This is a genomic window from Corynebacterium spheniscorum (assembly GCF_900113445.1).
Taxonomy (GTDB): domain Bacteria; phylum Actinomycetota; class Actinomycetes; order Mycobacteriales; family Mycobacteriaceae; genus Corynebacterium; species Corynebacterium spheniscorum.
This window is the reverse complement of the sequence record NZ_FOPJ01000014.1, coordinates 40,403-56,872: the sequence shown is the minus strand read 5'-3', so window position 1 is coordinate 56,872 and position 16,470 is coordinate 40,403. Positions and strand designations below refer to the sequence as shown.

The following is a 16,470-nucleotide window of genomic DNA, read 5'->3' as shown; positions in this document are numbered from 1 at the left end:
CGGGATATCGCCTTAGGCACCCTCCCCTGCTGTGCTTGCTTGGGTGTTGCCCTTGGCGGCAGTGCCTTGCAAACGAGCCCAGGCCAGAGAAGCGAGTACCGCTGCGCAGTCCGGCACAGTGTTATCGCTGAAGTGCGCATAACCGGAGTGGTTAAAAGGCAAAGCCTCATGATCAGCACCTGGTTCCACTGCGGACACGCCAATGAAGACACCGGGGATCTGTTCGAGGACCTTGGAGAAATCCTCTGCTGCGGCCATGGGGGTTTCTTGCACACCCCAGCGCCCCGGGAAGACCGATTCAATGGTGGAAGCGGCGAAGTCATATTCTTCGGCGTTATTCATGGTCACCGGGTAAAGGCGAGTGGTATCAACCTCAACCTGCATATTGTGTGCCCGCGCAATCCCATCTGCCAATTCACCCATGCGGCGCACCAAACGTTCCCGGGACTCCGGGCTAAAGGCACGCAAGGTGAATTCCATGAAGGCTTCATCATTGATGACATTGCTGGCATGCCCGGAGTGGATCTGCCCGCAACTGGCGACGACCGGATCAAAAGCATTGAATTCGCGAGTGATCATCACCTGGACTTCAGTAATGATCTCCGCGGCAACCGGGATGGGATCTAAGGTTTCATGCGGGGCAGAACCATGACCACCGCGGCCTTTGACGGTGATGGCCATGGTGTCGGCTGAAGCCATCATGGCGCCGGGGCGGGTGCCGATAAAACCATGGGGATAGCGTGCCGACCACACATGCAGGCCATAGGCATGATCTGGGGTGCGGCCAGCGGCATCGAGGAGGCCCTCATCAATCATGTGTTGGGCGCCGTCGTAGCCTTCCTCCCCGGATTGGAACATGAAGACAACATCCCCGCAGAGTTCTTCGCGCCGGGCATAAAGGACTTTGACTGCCCCAACGAGGCCAGACATGTGCAGGTCATGCCCGCAGGCATGCATCCGGCCATTGGTGGACTTCCAGGTGAGCTCAGTTTTTTCTGGCACTGGAAGTGCATCCATATCGGCACGCAGCAAAACAATGGGGCGGGTATTGATATCTGCTGAGGCTTGGCTGCCACGCAGTACCGCCATGAAACCACTGGCGGATTCGCACTTGTGGATTTCTAGCTCGCTGCAATCAGCGATGGCAGAAAGAACGCGCTCTTGGGTTTCGGGGAGGCTAAGGGCGAGTTCGGGGATTTGGTGGAGGTCATGTCGAAGGGCGATGAGCTCTTCGGCGAGTTCCTTAGTGTGCTGAAGAATCTGCTGCGACATTACTGCGACCTACCTACTCCCATTCTTGTGCTGCTTTTGTTCATCGCCAGGGGCGGATAAGGCATGCCCCTCATAATTAAGGAATCTACTCGGTGAAAGGCGCATGTCCCAGAAAACACACAAGCGTCCCAACAGGTGGGACGCTTGAGGAATGTGCGGGAGATGGAACATGACCCGGGGTGCTTGCTATCCGCGTGGATGAAGAACAGCGTGTGGCATACCCCTAGCCTGCGCCTGCCGACTATGAATAATGCTGCGGCGTGCGGAAGGACTCTCTCGAATAAGCTCCTTTAATGCTCCTTGTGGAGGTCGATTCCCTTCGTTTCAGGGAGAGTGAGAATGGTGAGAGAGGAAATAATCATCAAACCAATGGAATAGAAGGCGAAGTGAAGATTATTGTCCATCTTGGCCATCACCGCGGCGGCAGTGCCACCGAAGGCAGCGATGGCGAGTGCGTAGGGAATGCCGAAGCCAGAGGCGCGTTGGCCGGTGCTGAACATCTCTGCGTAGGTGGCGGGCGCGTGGCCGAGGAAGGCCGCAAGCAGGATCAACATAATCGAAATAGAGACCCACAACGCAGCCACCGAGTGCGATGCTTCCACCCAATTATTCAGCGGAATATAAAGGATCGAGCAACCAATCATGGCGATGAGCATGCAGGGTTTACGGCCAATGCGATCCGAAATAGCGCCCCAAATGGGCAGCGCAATAATGAACACGATATTACCGATAATGGTGCCGAGGAAGGCATCGCGCGGTGTGTAGCCGTAGGAGCGTTGCGCCAGCGAAGGCATGGTGACCGACCAAACGTAATAGCAGACGGTTAAGCCGCAGGTCATGCCGATGACTTGGAGGGCGGTACGCCAATTGCGGATCACGCCAAGCAGGACGCTGGGCCGTTTGGTGTGGGATTGGGCTTTGCGGGCGGCCTCGAAGACCTCAGTTTCTTCCATGTTCATGCGCATCCACCAGGCGAAGACGCCCAAGACAGCGCCGATGGCGAAGGGAATGCGCCAACCCCAGCTGGCCATTTGGGCATCATTGAGGGTGGTTTCGAGGATGAGGCCCAAAATCATGCCGACCAACATGCCGAGCGTGCCGGTGATGTAGATCGAGGAAGCCCACAGGCCGCGGCTTCTGCGGGGTGCATGTTCGGAAAGATAGGTTTGGGCGGCCGGGAGTTCACCACCATGTGCCAGGCCTTGGATGAGGCGTGCGAACACCAGGATTGCTGAAGCCACCCAGCCGACCTGGTTGTAGGTGGGGGTGATCGCGATGATTAGTGAACCGAGTGAGGCGGCGAAGACTGCCACGGAGAGAGAGTGTTTGCGGCCAATGTGGTCGGCGAGCCAACCGAAGAAGAAACCGCCGAAGGGGCGGGCGACGAAGCCCACCGCGAAGACCGCCATGGTGTGGAAGAAGGCGGAGGAGGGATCTGATTTATCGAAGATTTGCGTGGAGAAGAAGACCGCGAAGGTGGCGTAGACATTCCAATCGAACCACTCAAGCGCATTACCCACGCCGGTGCCGGTGAGCGTGCGGGCAGTGGATTGTGCCTGCGTGCGGGCGGGTTTTCTGCGTTGTTGGCTGCGTGAAAGGGTGCTGGTTGGGGGTGCGTGTTCGGGATTTTTATTGGGAGTGCTCATAGCTTCTGGGACATTCCTTCCCTACGAGGTGTGTGTTGATTAAGGCATGTGGGTGCGGTTGGTTTAGGTGGTCGTTTCGGGGTTGGTTCCGGTGTTGGTTGTGGTGAGGCGTTGGTAGGCCAAGCTGGCGAGAATCGCGGCGCAATCCGGGACGGTCTGATCGCTAAATTGCGCCTCCCCGGAGTGGTTGAAAGGCAAGGAGGTGTGGTCGCCGCCAGCTTCCACCGCGGAAACCCCAATGAAGACACCGGGGATGCGCTCTAAAACCTTGGAAAAGTCCTCTGCTGCGGCCATGGGAGTTTCTTGGAGCTGCCAACGCCCCGGGAAGATGGTCTCTACGGTGTTTTTGGCGAACTCGTATTCTTGCGCGTTATTCATAGTCACCGGGTAGAGGCGGGTGATGTGAACCTCCGCCTCCATGCGGTGCGCGCGGGCGATGTCTTCGGCTAATGCTTTCAGGCGAAGAATGAGGTTCTCGCGGTTCTTCGGGCTAAAGGCGCGCAGCGTGAACTCCAAGAAGGCGTCATCATTAATGACATTGGCGGCATGCCCGGAATGCACCTGGCCGCAACTAATCACCACCGGATCAAAGGCATTGAACTCGCGAGTGACCAATACCTGGGCTTGGGTGATGATCTCCGCAGCAACCGGGATGGGGTCTAAGGTTTCATGCGGGGCGGAACCATGACCGCCGCGGCCTTTGATGGTGATGGCCACGGTATCCGAGGAAGCCATCATCGCGCCGGGGCGAGTGCCGATGAACCCTGCTGGGTAGCGGGAAGCCCATACGTGCAAGCCATAGGCATGATCTGGGGTGCGCCCGGCGGCCTCGAGGAGGCCTTCATCAATCATGTGTTGGGCACCATCGTGGCCTTCTTCCCCGGATTGGAACATGAAGATAATGTCCCCGGCGAGTTCCTGGCGGCGGACCTAAAGAATTTTTAATGCCCCAACAAGCCCGGCCATGTGAAGATCATGTCCGCAGGCATGCATATTGCCATTGGTGGATGCCCAAGGAAGCTGGGTGGTTTCTTGCACGGGGAGGGCATCCATATCAGCGCGCAGCAAAATAATGGGCCGTTGGCTGCCGCCGGTGGGAGCATGTCCGCCGCGTACGACAGCGACGAAGCCGGTGGCGGAGTTGCAGTGCGTGATCTCTAGTTCAGAGCAATCGGCGATGGCTTCCAGCACGGCGTTCTGGGTGTGGGGAAGCTCGAGGGCAAGCTCAGGTATCTGGTGGAGTACGTGGCGAAGCGCAATGAGCTCCGGGGCCAATTCCTGGGCAGCCTCGGGGATGCTGTGGAGCGCCTTATTGGCCTGTGCGCTAGCTTCCATATGCGTGTTCACACTCCCTTCTTGAAGTTCCGGGTGTGCGTTCAAACTACGGCACAGGTGTAGTGCAGGTCACTATATCGAGTGTGTATGGGTTGAGTATCTCAATATGTGGACGTATGACCTGTGGGTTTGGAACACAGACGGGGGTGGCTAGAAGGAGCGGGTGGAGCCTGGGGAGCTGAGCGAGGTGGCGGAGTGGATGCATAGAAAAGAACGCGGTTAAGCCAAGGGCTACTCGCGTTCTAGGGGCGATGAAGGTGCGTGCCCACGCCTCGGAAGAGCGCGCGCGCTGAACTCAATGTGCCAGGTCGCGCCCACGGGTCTCGGGAAGGCTAAGAACCGTGAGAATCGACAACATCATCAAGCCGATGGCGTAGAAAGCGAAATAAGTGTTGTTGTTGAGCCAGCTCAGCACCCATGCAGCGGTACCGCCGAAGAGCGCGATAGCGAAAGCGTAGGGGATGCCGAAGCCGGTGGCACGGTGTTTGGTGGGGAACATCTCAGCGTAAGTGGCGGGGCCGTGGCCGAGGAAGGCGCCGATGAAGACCAGCATGAGGGCGATGGAGATGGTGAGAGCCGGGCGGGAATGACTGTGCTCGATCCAGTAGTTCAGCGGGAGGTAGAGCGTGGAGCAGCTGATCAGCGAGATGAGCATGCAGGGCTTGCGACCGATGCGATCAGAAAGCGCGCCCCAGAAGGGAAGCGAGATAAGGAAGACGAGAGTACCGATGATGCTGGCGAGGAAGGCATCGTGTGCGGAGTAGCCGTATTCGCGTTGCGCGAGGGAGGGCATGGTGACTGACCAAATGTAGTAGCAGACGGTAAGTCCGCAGGTCAGGCCGATGACTTGGAGGCCGGAGCGCCAGGTTTCACGGAGGGCTTGGAGGGTGCTGGTGGTATCTGTTGTGCCTTGGGCGCTTGTTGTGTGTGTTTCGCGCTGTTTGTGAGTTTCGAAGATATGGGATTCGGCCATGTTGATGCGCATCCACCAGGCGAAGATGCCGAGGACGGCTGCGAGTGCGAAGGGGATGCGCCAACCCCAGCTGTGCATGGCGCCTTCTGGCAGTGCGGCGTTGAGACCAAGGCCAAGGCACATGCCGGCCAGGGCGCCGAGGTTGCCGGTGATGTAAACCGAGGATGCCCACAAGCCGCGGTGAGCAGGTGGGGCGTGCTCAGCGAGATAGGTTTGGGCGGCGGGGAGTTCACCGCCGTGTGCGAGGCCTTGGATGAGGCGTGCGGTGACCAGGATCGCGGAGGCCACCCAGCCAATCTGATGATAGGTGGGGGTAAGGGCGATCATGAGGGAGCCGAGCGAGGCTGCGGCGACTGCGAGGGTGAGGGCTTGTTTGCGGCCGATGCGATCAGCAAGCCAGCCGAAGAAGATGCCGCCTAAGGGGCGGGCGATGAAGCCGACGGCGAAGACCGCCATGGTGTGCAGGAAGGCGGAAGCGGGATCGCTGTTGTCGAAGAGTTGGGTGGAGAAGAAGGCAGCGAAGATGGCGTAGATATGCCAATCGAGCCATTCCAGGGCGTTGCCGACACCGGTGGTGGAGATGGTGCGCAGGGCTGATTGGGGTTGTTGCGAGGTTTCTGCTTGTAGGCGGGTTTCTGGTTGGCGTTTTGCCGGCGGGCGTGTTGGTGGTTCGAGGGCGGGGCCGGTGCTGCTGTGCATGTGGTGTGCGACTTCTTTGCGGAGATGAGACCGCAAGGCGGTCTAGTGTGATTGATAGGGCGGTAAGATCCCCGGTAGCGGATGTGTCAGTGGGGGATGGTGGTTGAGGTAGCTAGAAGTGAAAGGAAAAGATGGAGTGAATCTTGCCTCAAATAGGTGGCTAAAACAAGAAAGCCGCAGGAGTGTGGCCAGACAGAAAGCTACTTATGAGTAAGTTAGTAGCTTCCTTGTACGTTTAAGCAGCTCAGCTGATATGTAGTTGTATTTTAAGGAAGCACAAAACCCCGCGTACTGGAAGCCGTTTTGGAGGCCTCGAGTGGACCTTCTTGGGGCTATCTTGGGGCGTGGAACCTCAAGATTTTCCGGTATGCGGGGTATGTGTACGTTATGTGCGCGGGGTGCGCTAAGCGTAGTGCTTTTTAGTAGGAGGACTTCTTCTCCACGAGAGTAAGTACGTCATACATGGCGCAGATTTCATCATTCTGGTTATAAAGCACCGCATCCCAGCAGACCTCGCCATAATCTTCGGTTACCCGCGGGGTGATGCGCTTGGCGGTGAGCTCCACACGAATGGAGTCATCGTAGGTAACCGGAGTGATAAAGCGCAGGTTTTCCAGGCCATAGTTGGCGAGCACCGGGCCGGGAGCAGGATCAACGAAAAGACCCGCTGCCCAGGACACCAGCAGGTAGCCGTGGGCTACGCGGCGTGGGAAGAAGGGGTTGGCCATCGCGGCTTCTTCATCGGTGTGTGCGTAGAAGGTATCGCCGGTTTCATTGGCGAAGTCGGTGATGTCCTGAAGGCTCACGGTGCGCAGCTCGGAAGCGAATTGATCGCCCACCTTCAAGGTGGCGAGATCCTTGCGGAAGGGGTGCACTCCCCTGCCCTGGTCAACATCTTCACGGGTAACCCGTTGGACCTGTGCGCCTTGGTGCCATTGGCCGGTGATGGCGGTGAGATGATCGGGGGTGCCTTGCAAGGCGGTGCGCTGCATATAGTGCTTAATGCCACGCACACCACCGAGTTCTTCGCCACCGCCAGCGCGGCCGGGTCCACCGTGCACGAGATGCGGCAGCGGGGAACCATGGCCGGTAGAGGTCTTCGCGTCGCCACGGTCTAGGAAGTGCAGGCGACCATGGCAATGCGCAATGCCCATGGCAAGTTCTTGGGTGACCTGAGGGGCATGGCTAATCACAGAGGTGACGAGAGAACCTTTGCCGCGTTCAGCAAGGCGAATCGCATCATGAATGTCTTCGTAGCCAAGCACGCTGACCACCGGGCCGAAGGCTTCGGTGTCATGGATGGCATCCACATCAGGGTTATCGAAGCTTAGGACGGTGGGTTGGAAGAAAGCGCCTTCGAGGTTCTCAGGGCGCTCAGTGCCACCGCAGATGACCTGGCCGCCGGCGTCGATGAGTGTGTGAACAGCATCAGCAACATCCTGGCGTTGATCTTCAGAGACCAAGGGGCCGACGGTAGTGGCAGGATCACGGGGATCACCTAGCGTGACCTTTTCGGCTAAGGCGTCGGCGATATCCGATGCCACTTTTTCGCGATAAGGCGCGGCAACCAGTACCCGCCGGATAGCGGTACATTTTTGCCCAGCTTTAGCCACGATCTCGGAAAGCACAGTATCAATGAATAATTGATATTCGGGGTCCTCCGGGCGAATGTCTGGCCCCATAATGGCGGCATTCAAGGAATCAGCTTCGGCACTGAAACGCAGGCCGCGCTGCTGCACCGAATCATGCGCACGCAGTGTTGCGGCGGTGCTGGCGGAACCAGTAAAGGCCAGGTGATCGCGGTAATCGAGGTGATCCTGGAGTTCGCGAGCGGGACCGCAGATAAGTTGCAGAGAACCTTCGGGGAGCAAGCCGGAGTCGATCATGACTTTGACGCAGGCGGCGGTGACAAAAGCGGTCGGGGTGGCGGGTTTCACGATGCTGGGGACACCAGCGATAAACGCGGGCGCGAATTTTTCGAGCATGCCCCATACTGGGAAATTGAAGGCGTTGATTTGCACCGCAACACCGGGAATACAGGTGTAAATGTGGGTGCCGATGAAGGATCCATCGCGGGATAATTGTTCGGTGGCGCCATCGATAATGACATTGGAATTGGGTAACTCGCGGCGTGCTTTGGAGGAAATTACCAGCATGGTGGTGATTCCACCATCGATGTCGATGAAATTATCTGCCTTGGTGGCACCGGTAGCATGAGCTAATTCGCGCAGGGTGTCGCGGTGATCCTTCATGTAGAGCGCGAGTTTTTTAATGATGAGGGCGCGCTCGTGAATGGAGAGTTTGGCGAGCTCGCGTTGGCCGGTGTCGCGGGCGTAGTGGACTGCCCCGGCGAGATCTAATGTTTCACGTGAAACCGTGGCGACGGCAGGAGAGTCGGGGGTGGCGCTGGCATCGCGGATCGCGGTGACATCAGTGGTGTCGGTAGGGGTGATCCACTGGCCTTGGAGGTAGCTGGGCAGGGGGTTGAGGTTCAGGTTTGTGGTGTTGGTGGTCATTGGGTGAGGGTGCTCCTTTGGGCTAAAGATAGTTGCCGGACTAACGGCGGAGAGAGGGACGTGGCGGTATAATTAACGTCACATTGTGCCAGCGCTCGGTGGGGCTCTCGAGAACTTATAGTCGAGAACTTCCTGCTGGCTAGAGATGAGAGAGGTTGGTGCTCAATGTCGACTCCAGAATCTTGGAAGCCACACGGCGGCGGATTTGAGCTGTGGAAAATCCAGTTGGGGGAGTTGGATGAGCGTATGGGGGTGGAGATTGTGGAGGAATCCGCTGAGAAAGTAGTGGCACGAATGCCGGTGGCGGGGAATCGGCAGTCGCTGGGGCTTTTGCATGGTGGGGCCATGGTGGCGATCGCGGAGGCCGTGGGCAGCTGGGCGGCCCTGATTCATGCCTCTACGCTGGGCAAAGTGGTGGTGGGCGTAGATATTAATGCGACTCATCACCGTTCCACGAAGGAAGGTTGGGTGACGGCGACGGCCACTGCCCTGCACCTGGGACGACGGATGTGCAGTCATGAGGTGGTGTTGCGCAACGAGCAAGGACAGCGGCTGTGTACCGCGCGGATTAGTAATGCGGTGATTGAGCCGAAGACTTAGCACGCTGGTGTCAGTGTGGGGTGCGTTGACGCCTTGGGCTGCCGTCGCCCACTGGCGCACCAGGGTGCATTGGACCCGTGAGACTTTAGTCGCCGTAATCATAGAAGCCTTTGCCGGATTTACGGCCCAGCTCCCCGCGGGCCACCATATCGCGCATGAGCTGCGGCGGAGCGAAACGATCGCCTAAGGTTTCGTGCAGATACTCCGCTATCCCGAGGCGCACATCCAGCCCCACAATGTCAGTGAGTTCTAGGGGGCCGACCGGGAACTTATAGCCCAGCACCATAGCGTTATCAATGTCCTTAGGGCTGGCAACACCCTCTTCCACCATGCGGATGGCTTCCAAGGCGATGACTACCCCGAGGCGGGAAGAAGCGAAACCGGGAGCATCTTTAACCACGATGGGGGTTTTCTTGAGGCCTGTCACCCAACCGCGGGCGCGATCAACCAACTCTTCCGGGGTGCTATCGGCGACCACAATTTCGACGAGCTTGCTGGCGGGAACCGGGTTGAAGAAGTGCAGGCCGATCACATCATTGCTGATCGTTCGTGCTAGGTCTGAAACAGAAAGCGAGGAGGTGTTGGTAGCCACCACGGCTTGTGGAGCAGCGTGTTGGATCTTCTCAAAGCTCTGAGCTTTGAGCTGAGGATCTTCCGGTACTGCCTCAATGATGAGTTCTGCATCGGCGAAAGCCGCGTTGGCATCGGTGCTTAAGCTCAACCGCTTTAACCATTCCTCGCGGTCTCCTTGAGCACCACGAGCAAAGGATCCATCGACGGCGCGGATGATGCGATCTTGAGCGGCGGCGATGGCGTCATCATTAATATCGACGACTCGTACTTGCGCACCGGCGGTGAGGAAAGCGTGTGCGATACCGGAGCCCATGCGACCACCACCGAGGACACCGACGATGGCGGGGACATTCGGTTCAGGGGTATCACCCGGGTGAGTGGCTTGGGTGTTGGTGGAGTTATTCATAGTGAAGGGACAAGGCTCCTTTTATTTCTTGCGGCGATCTAGAAAAGCCTGCATACGCTGGTGTTTTGCGGGAGATTCGAAGAGGATTGCTTGGGCGATATTGTCCACATGCGGGTGTGCGGATTCCGGCATCGCCAGCACCGATTTGGTGATCTGGATGGCCAAGGAGTCTTGCTTAGCAATGTTTTGGGCAAGCTCCACGGCCGCATCGAGTAGCTGCGTTGGTTCATGCAGAGAGGAAACCAAGTGGTGTTCTAGGGCTTCTTCACCGTTGAGGACGCGACCGGCCAGAAGAATCTCGCGGGCGAGTGTTTGGCCCACGGCGGCACGCAAACGCCAGGTGCCACCAGCAGCTGCCATAATGCCCAAACCAGTTTCGGGCTGTCCGAATTTTGCTTCAGCGGTGGCAACCCGGAAGTCTGCAGATAAGGCGAGCTCCAAACCACCACCTAGGGCAAAACCATCTACCGCCGCGATCACGGGCAATGGTAGCTCTGCGATGCGCTGGAAAATCATATTGTTGATTCCGCGCAGGGCATCCTGGTGAGTGCGTTCTTTGAGCTGTGCGATATCCGCGCCGGAGGCGAAAATGCTGCGACCGTTATCGGTGGTGCACCCGGCAATAATGAGAATCCGGGGGGTTTCTTCTAAATCTGCACATAATTCGTGCAGCTCAGTGACCATGGTGTGGTCGATAGCGTTGCGCACCTCAGGGCGGTGAAGTTGCGCGAGGACGATCTCACCATCATGCAGTCTACTAACCTTCAGGGCTTGGAAGTGCGGGAAAAGATGCTCGGACACCTTAGACCTCCTTCGTATTAGGAGCGTCGGTGGGGGTGATGGAATTGTCGAGGCGTTCAATGGCGATGGCGGCGCCTTGGCCCACCCCAATGCACATGGTTGCTACCCCGCGAGTGCCACCTTCAGTTTCTAGGCGGTTGAGCAAAGTGATGGTGATACGCGAGCCGGAGCTTCCTAAGGGGTGCCCCAGGGCAATGGCTCCACCCCATTGGTTGACGATGCTTGGGTCTACTTCAAGTTCGCGCATGCACGCTAAGGATTGTGTGGCGAAAGCTTCATTGAGTTCCATAGCGTCGAGATCATTAATCTCCCAACCAATGCGCTTGAGGAGCTTCTGGGTTGCCGGCACAGGTCCCATACCCATGATTTCTGGGGCAAGACCAGCATGAGCACTGCCCACCACCTTCGCGCGGGGACGCAGCCCATATTTTTCAATGGCTGTTTCACTGGCAACGATAACCGCGGAGGCACCATCATTTAACGAGCTGGAGTTGCCGGCGGTCACCACTTTCCCATCGCGCACCACGGGACGCAGTTTCGCTAGGATCTCGGTGGTGGTACCTGGGCGTGGTCCTTCATCCTGATTAATAACCGTGACGTTGCCCTTGCGGTCAGTGACATGCACCGGCATGATTTCGGCATTGAATTTTCCTTCTTCAATCGCCTTAAGCGCAAGTTCTTGAGACTGCGCCGCAAAAGTATCTGCGTCTTCGCGGCTAATGTTCTTTACCCGCGCGACTTCTTCAGCGGTCTCAGGCATGGAGAAGGTGGTCTTTTCTTCTTTCGCGAACATTGGATTCACAAAACGCCACCCAATGGAGGTATCGAAGACTTCTCCGGGTTTAGCGAAAGGTTTCGCAGGTTTTTCCATCACCCACGGTGCCCGCGACATGGACTCCACCCCACCGGCGATAACGATGTCGGCCTGACCGGATTCAATCATCGCTGCAGCCAACCCAATAGCTGACATACCCGAAGCGCAGAGTCGGTTGACGGTTATGCCCGGCACAGTATCCGGGAAACCGGCAAGCAGCCAGGCCATGCGTGCCACATTGCGGTTTTCTTCCCCGGCGCCATTGGCGTTGCCGAAGATGACCTCATCAACCGTGGCTGGGTCGATGCCGGCCTCTTCGACAACGGCTTTGATCGTCATGGCTGCCAGATCATCGGGGCGAATCGAAGATAAGGCGCCACCATAGCGGCCAACCGGGGTGCGAAGGCCAGAAACCAGATATGCATTTGAAGAACTCATGAAGTGATGCCTATGTCTTTCCACTGGCACTCATCGCGATATGCGGGCTGTTGCCCTGGTGCTGGCCCGCTATGCGTCCGGAAACTTAAGGACCTGCGGTGGGTGCCAGGGGTAGCAAGGGGAGTGCCAGTTCGAGGAGATGAAGAAGGTGTGCAGAAAGGATGGAAAATAGTGGGGTGAGACAGTGAGGTTATTTGCCGTGGAATGTGGGGCGACGTTTTTCATTAAAGGCTGCGAAGCCTTCGAGATAATCTTCGGAAGAACACAGTTGACCTTGGGCAATGTTTTCTTGATCCACTGATTCCCACAGCCCCAAGCCCTCGTCACGTACCTGGTGCACCAGGCGACGGCTGGCCAAGAACGCTTGGGTAGCGCCCCGGGCAGCATTGCGAACTTTTTCGCGAGTGAAGTCCAAAAGGGCGACCTCCGGGATAACGCGGGAGAATAACCCGGCGCGAACAGCCTCTTCCCCGGTCATAAGATCTGCGGTGACAATAAGGTCCATTGCACGGTGGGCGCCTAAGCGCTCCACGAAGAGCGCATGACCACCGGAATCAAGGGTGGCACCGAGGTTCGCAAAAGGTGAACCGATGGTGGCAGTATCGGCGACGTACACAATGTCTGTGGCGATCAATAAACCAAGACCCACACCGAGACAAGGCCCGTGCGCCGCAGCGAAGGTTGGTGCCGGAAACTCTGCCATTTGCTTGAGTACAGGGGTGACCTTCTCAGCAAGGTATTCGGTGGCGTCGTCGTCCTTGGGGTCGAGGCCTTTGATATTGCGGCCAGCGCAAAAACCTTTGCCTTCGCCGCGGAGCAGGAGGGCTCGTACCTTTGCGTCAGCGGCCTCGATGTAGACCTCGGAGAGTTCTTTGAGCGCTGCTTCATCGAGGGAATTAAGTGCACGCGGGTCATTCAGAACCACTTCGGCGGTATTGGCGGTGCTGTCAATATGCAGATCAATCATGCTGCTGGGGGTCCTTTGATTGGCGTTTGCTTAGGCGTCGTAGTCGACGGTGATGGAATCTTCCGTGGGCCTGGTTTGGCAGGTCAGCACATATCCGGCAGCTACTTCGTCCGGTTCCAAGGCGTAGTTTTCATCCATCTCATAGCCACCTTCGATGACCTTGGCGCGGCAGGTGCCACATACCCCGCCAGCACAGGCGAAGGGCACATCGGGTCGGGTGCGCAGGGCGGCGTTGAGGATGGTTTCTTTGGCTGCCACCGGAGAGTCGACTTTGCCGGAAAGCCCATCGAGCATGAATTTTATGGTGATGTTCTTGCCCTCTGGGTCGAGCACCACCTCACGGCCGGTATTGCCGGAATCGGACCCGGATTGTGGGTTCGCGGACGTGGTGAAGAGTTCGAAACGCACATCGGATGCATCCACTCCACGCTCGGCAAGCTCATCTCGACATAGCTGCACGAGTTCGAAGGGGCCGCAGAGGAACCACTCCTCTACTGTGCTGGGGCGAAGCACCGAATCAAGTAGACTCTTGAGTTTTTCTTGGTCAATGCGACCGGAGAAGAGCGGGTTCACACGCTGCTCACGGGAGAGCACATGGTGGACCGCGAAACGGGAGGGGTACTTGTCTTTGAGATCGCCGATCTCTTCTGCGAACATGACATCCCCGCCGCCCTTGTTTGCATACACAAGTTCAAAGCTGGTGGTTGGGGATTGTGAGAGCACGGTTTGGGCGATCGCCATGATCGGCGTAATACCGGAACCTGCGGCAATAGCCACCAGGTTACTATGCTCTTGCATGCTTTCGGCTTCATCCGCAATGGCCTGTGGGTTATTCAACCCAGTAACATGCGTTTTAGATGTGAAGGCACCCTGCGGATTCATCACGTCGATGACATCACCAGGTTTGAGTTCTTCATTCGCCCAGGTAGAGAAGATCCCGCCCAAGTTTTTCTTAATGGCTACCCGGATGATGCCGGGGCGCGGGATATCGCAGATGGAATAGGAACGTCGGACTTCCTGGCCGTCGATCTCTGCGCGTAGGGCCACATATTGGCCAGGCACATAGTCGTAGTCGGCTTGGAGTTCTTCAGGCACATGGAAGCTGACTTCCACTGCTTCATCGGTCAGACGGCGAACCCTCATGACCTCGAGAGCGTTGAAGATAGCGCGACGACGAGTCGAGGTTTGGCTTTCGGCGCTGGGATCCTGTGCGGTGTTTGCTTCAGTTGTTGGAGTGGTCATCAGTGCACCTTGAAGTAGTCGAAGGGCTCGAGGCAGGCATTGCAGCGGTAGAGCGCTTTGCAGGAGGTCGAGCCAAAATGGCTGAGTTCTTGGGTTTCAGTGGAGCCGCAGCGTGGACAAGCCACCTCAGTAACTGGGGGGCGTAGGCCTAAGGTCAACGGAATAGGGCCAGCATCCTGTATCGCAGAGCTACCGGAGGGCGGGGCGATCCCATATTCGCGTAGAACTTCGCGGCCGTGCGGGGTAATCCAATCGGTATTCCACGCGGGATCGAGTACTAACTCCACCTTGGCTTCGGGATAACCCTTATCGCGGAGGCTGCGACGAAGATCATCAGTGATGTGCTCCATCGCCGGGCACCCGGAGTAAGTCGGGGTGATGGTGACAATCGGGACTTCATCGATACGTACACCACGAAGGATGCCCAAATCTGCAATAGAGATCACGGGGATTTCGGGGTCTGGTACATGTGCCGCGATATCCCATACTTTAGCGGCTTCAGGGTCAGTGGGGCGCAGCTCATGTGGGGTATCGGAGTGTCGGGTGCTGATTCCAACAACCGGGTTGCCGGTGGGTATATGTGCCTCGTGGTCAGCGCGCTCCACTGCTTCCACATGACTTTGTTCGGGCAGGTGGCCTCGTGGATTTCCAGCTGCCTCAAGCAGGTCAGCGTCGCTGAGGAGTTTGGGGGCACCGGCGTACTTAGAGGTCTTTGGCTCAGTGACCTCGAAATTCGGTAGGTGTTCGGGGACCTTACGAATTTTGCGAGAAGGGTGTGTCATAAACGATCACTCCTGACACAGGGTGGGGCTGGTGTGCGAGATTGCAAGTTCAATCAGTAGGGCCTGAAGAGCGGTGGCCGTGGCTGTGGGTGATCCCGCGAGACGCATAGCGTCTGCTACCAGGTCGCGCCGGGGTGCTGGCGAGCAAGGGATTGCATTTCGGCCAAGATATAGCCGCGATGTTCTGAATACTTTCCCGTACGTTGTGCGCTGCGGGCCGGGTGAACCTGTGGGATGTCCAGTTCCGCCATCTCCAGGATGTGAGCGACGCGAGTATCGAATTCCTCCTTTAAGGAGGAAGGCAGCGGGGCGATATTCTGCTCGGCTAGACGCTGATGAACTTCCAGGTCTTCAAAAAGTTCATCAAGGTAGGGCCACATGTAGTACAGGCCGCTGCTGATCCGACGCTTCGATTCCTCGGTGCCTAAACCGAGACGCAGGATCCACTGGCTGGCATGGTCAACGTGGTATTCCACTTCCTTGACGGCCTTTGCAGCAATTGCGGCGAGCGTCTGATCCTCGGATTGCTGCAGTGCGGTGTACAAACCGTAGTGGTAGTAGCTCACCAATAATTGACGGGCGATGGTTTGACCAAAGTCGCCATTTTCCTGCTCCATCAGGCGCGCGGAGCGGAACTCTTCTTCATCTCGGAAATAAGCTAAATCATCTTCGGTCTTGTCCCAGGCAGTGCCGGCATAGGAGTAGAAAAAACGTGCATGTCCTACGAGGTCAAGTGCGATATTGCCCAAAGCAATATCTTCTTCCATCTCCGGGGCACGAGAAATCCACCATCCGAGGCGTTGGGCCAGCATTAAGGAATCATCACCCAGAATCAGTGCGTATTGAGCGACATCTTCAGTGGCGTGGAGATTCGCGTTTTGAATATCTTCAGCGGTGATCCCGTGGCCTTGGGTGTGTTTGGTGGCAGAATCTGAGGTTGCGAAACCGCTCATAGGTGTGGCACCCCCTCAGACTTTCCGTAATAGGTTGCGTGGCGATAATTCTTGCCTTGCGCGGATTCGAAGAACCCACCCTTGGAATCAGGGTCGCTGGCGGTAATTACTTCTGTGGGAACAACCCACACGCTGGTACCTTCATTGCGGCGGGTGTAGAGGTCGCGGGCGTTTCTTAAAGCCATTGCAGCGTCGGGGGCATGCAGGCTGCCGGCGTGCACGTGGGAGAGTCCGCGGGAGGAGCGAACAAAAACCTCCCACATGGGCCACTCATTGTCTGGTGTCTTATTTTCGGACATGGCGGGCTGGGGTGTCCTTTCCTAACAGGGAAAAATCTTTTGGGTGAGTATCAGTGTTGTCGCAGGGAGCTACGAACCTCGGTGGCAGGAAACCAGAGGCGCTTTGGGCCGGGGTGCGTTATCTCATGCATTGTTGTTTCATGTGCGCTTGCTC

Annotated in this window: 13 protein-coding genes and 1 pseudogene; 1 reads left to right on the top strand and 13 read right to left on the bottom strand. The window is 57.4% G+C overall.

Annotated elements, in window-relative coordinates:
- Positions 1-12: 12 nt before the first annotated feature.
- From BMZ01_RS09510 to paaZ, 5 genes and pseudogenes are all read right to left on the bottom strand, one after another.
- On the bottom strand, positions 13-1,272 hold the full coding sequence (locus BMZ01_RS09510) for a M20 metallopeptidase family protein (protein ID WP_092286794.1): 1,260 nt from the start codon (positions 1,270-1,272) through the stop codon (positions 13-15).
- Between the two features lie 290 nt (positions 1,273-1,562).
- Positions 1,563-2,918, bottom strand: coding sequence for an MFS transporter (locus BMZ01_RS09505; protein WP_092286792.1), 1,356 nt, complete (start codon positions 2,916-2,918; stop codon positions 1,563-1,565).
- Positions 2,919-2,981: 63 nt separating this feature from the next.
- A pseudogene (locus BMZ01_RS09500) lies at positions 2,982-4,253 on the bottom strand (M20 metallopeptidase family protein).
- A 295-nt stretch (positions 4,254-4,548) separates the two neighbouring features.
- The gene (locus tag BMZ01_RS09495; RefSeq protein ID WP_218140949.1) at positions 4,549-5,961 is read right to left on the bottom strand and encodes an MFS transporter; all 1,413 of its coding nucleotides are present in this window, start codon (positions 5,959-5,961) and stop codon (positions 4,549-4,551) included.
- Between the two features lie 383 nt (positions 5,962-6,344).
- Positions 6,345-8,441, bottom strand: coding sequence for a phenylacetic acid degradation bifunctional protein PaaZ (gene paaZ / locus BMZ01_RS09490; RefSeq protein ID WP_092286788.1), 2,097 nt, complete (start codon positions 8,439-8,441; stop codon positions 6,345-6,347).
- Between the two features lie 165 nt (positions 8,442-8,606).
- Here paaZ and BMZ01_RS09485 point away from each other — a divergent pair, with 165 nt between their 5' ends.
- Positions 8,607-9,041, top strand: a complete 435-nt coding sequence (locus BMZ01_RS09485; RefSeq protein ID WP_092286786.1) for a PaaI family thioesterase — start codon at positions 8,607-8,609, stop codon at positions 9,039-9,041.
- An 85-nt stretch (positions 9,042-9,126) separates the two neighbouring features.
- Here the strand turns inward: BMZ01_RS09485 and BMZ01_RS09480 are convergent, their stop codons facing one another.
- The 8 genes from BMZ01_RS09480 to paaB all read right to left on the bottom strand — a co-directional run bounded on the left by BMZ01_RS09480 (position 9,127) and on the right by paaB (position 16,316).
- Complete coding sequence (locus BMZ01_RS09480; protein ID WP_092286784.1) at positions 9,127-10,020, bottom strand: 3-hydroxyacyl-CoA dehydrogenase family protein; 894 nt, start codon at positions 10,018-10,020, stop codon at positions 9,127-9,129.
- A gap of 21 nt (positions 10,021-10,041) precedes the next feature.
- Positions 10,042-10,788 carry an enoyl-CoA hydratase/isomerase family protein gene (locus BMZ01_RS09475; protein ID WP_177180143.1) on the bottom strand — a complete coding sequence of 249 codons (747 nt, stop codon included), beginning with the start codon at positions 10,786-10,788 and terminating at the stop codon, positions 10,042-10,044.
- A gap of 34 nt (positions 10,789-10,822) precedes the next feature.
- Positions 10,823-12,073, bottom strand: a complete 1,251-nt coding sequence (locus BMZ01_RS09470) for a thiolase family protein (RefSeq protein ID WP_092286782.1) — start codon at positions 12,071-12,073, stop codon at positions 10,823-10,825.
- A 190-nt stretch (positions 12,074-12,263) separates the two neighbouring features.
- A complete protein-coding gene (locus tag BMZ01_RS09465; protein ID WP_092286780.1) occupies positions 12,264-13,040 on the bottom strand; it encodes an enoyl-CoA hydratase/isomerase family protein in 777 nt (258 codons plus the stop codon).
- 30 nt (positions 13,041-13,070) lie between these two features.
- A complete protein-coding gene (paaE, locus tag BMZ01_RS09460) occupies positions 13,071-14,282 on the bottom strand; it encodes a 1,2-phenylacetyl-CoA epoxidase subunit PaaE (protein ID WP_092286778.1) in 1,212 nt (403 codons plus the stop codon).
- Positions 14,282-14,833, bottom strand: a complete 552-nt coding sequence (gene paaD, locus BMZ01_RS09455; RefSeq protein WP_280513523.1) for a 1,2-phenylacetyl-CoA epoxidase subunit PaaD — start codon at positions 14,831-14,833, stop codon at positions 14,282-14,284. The genes paaE and paaD overlap by 1 nt, the downstream gene beginning before the upstream one ends.
- A 347-nt stretch (positions 14,834-15,180) precedes the next feature.
- Positions 15,181-16,017 (bottom strand): 1,2-phenylacetyl-CoA epoxidase subunit PaaC, encoded by an 837-nt coding sequence (gene paaC, locus BMZ01_RS09450; protein ID WP_092286774.1) that lies wholly within the window; start codon positions 16,015-16,017, stop codon positions 15,181-15,183.
- Entirely contained in the window at positions 16,014-16,316 is a 303-nt protein-coding gene (gene paaB / locus BMZ01_RS09445; protein ID WP_092286772.1) for a 1,2-phenylacetyl-CoA epoxidase subunit PaaB, read from the bottom strand. Before paaB ends, paaC begins: the two co-directional genes overlap by 4 nt.
- Between the last annotated feature and the right edge of the window lie 154 nt (positions 16,317-16,470).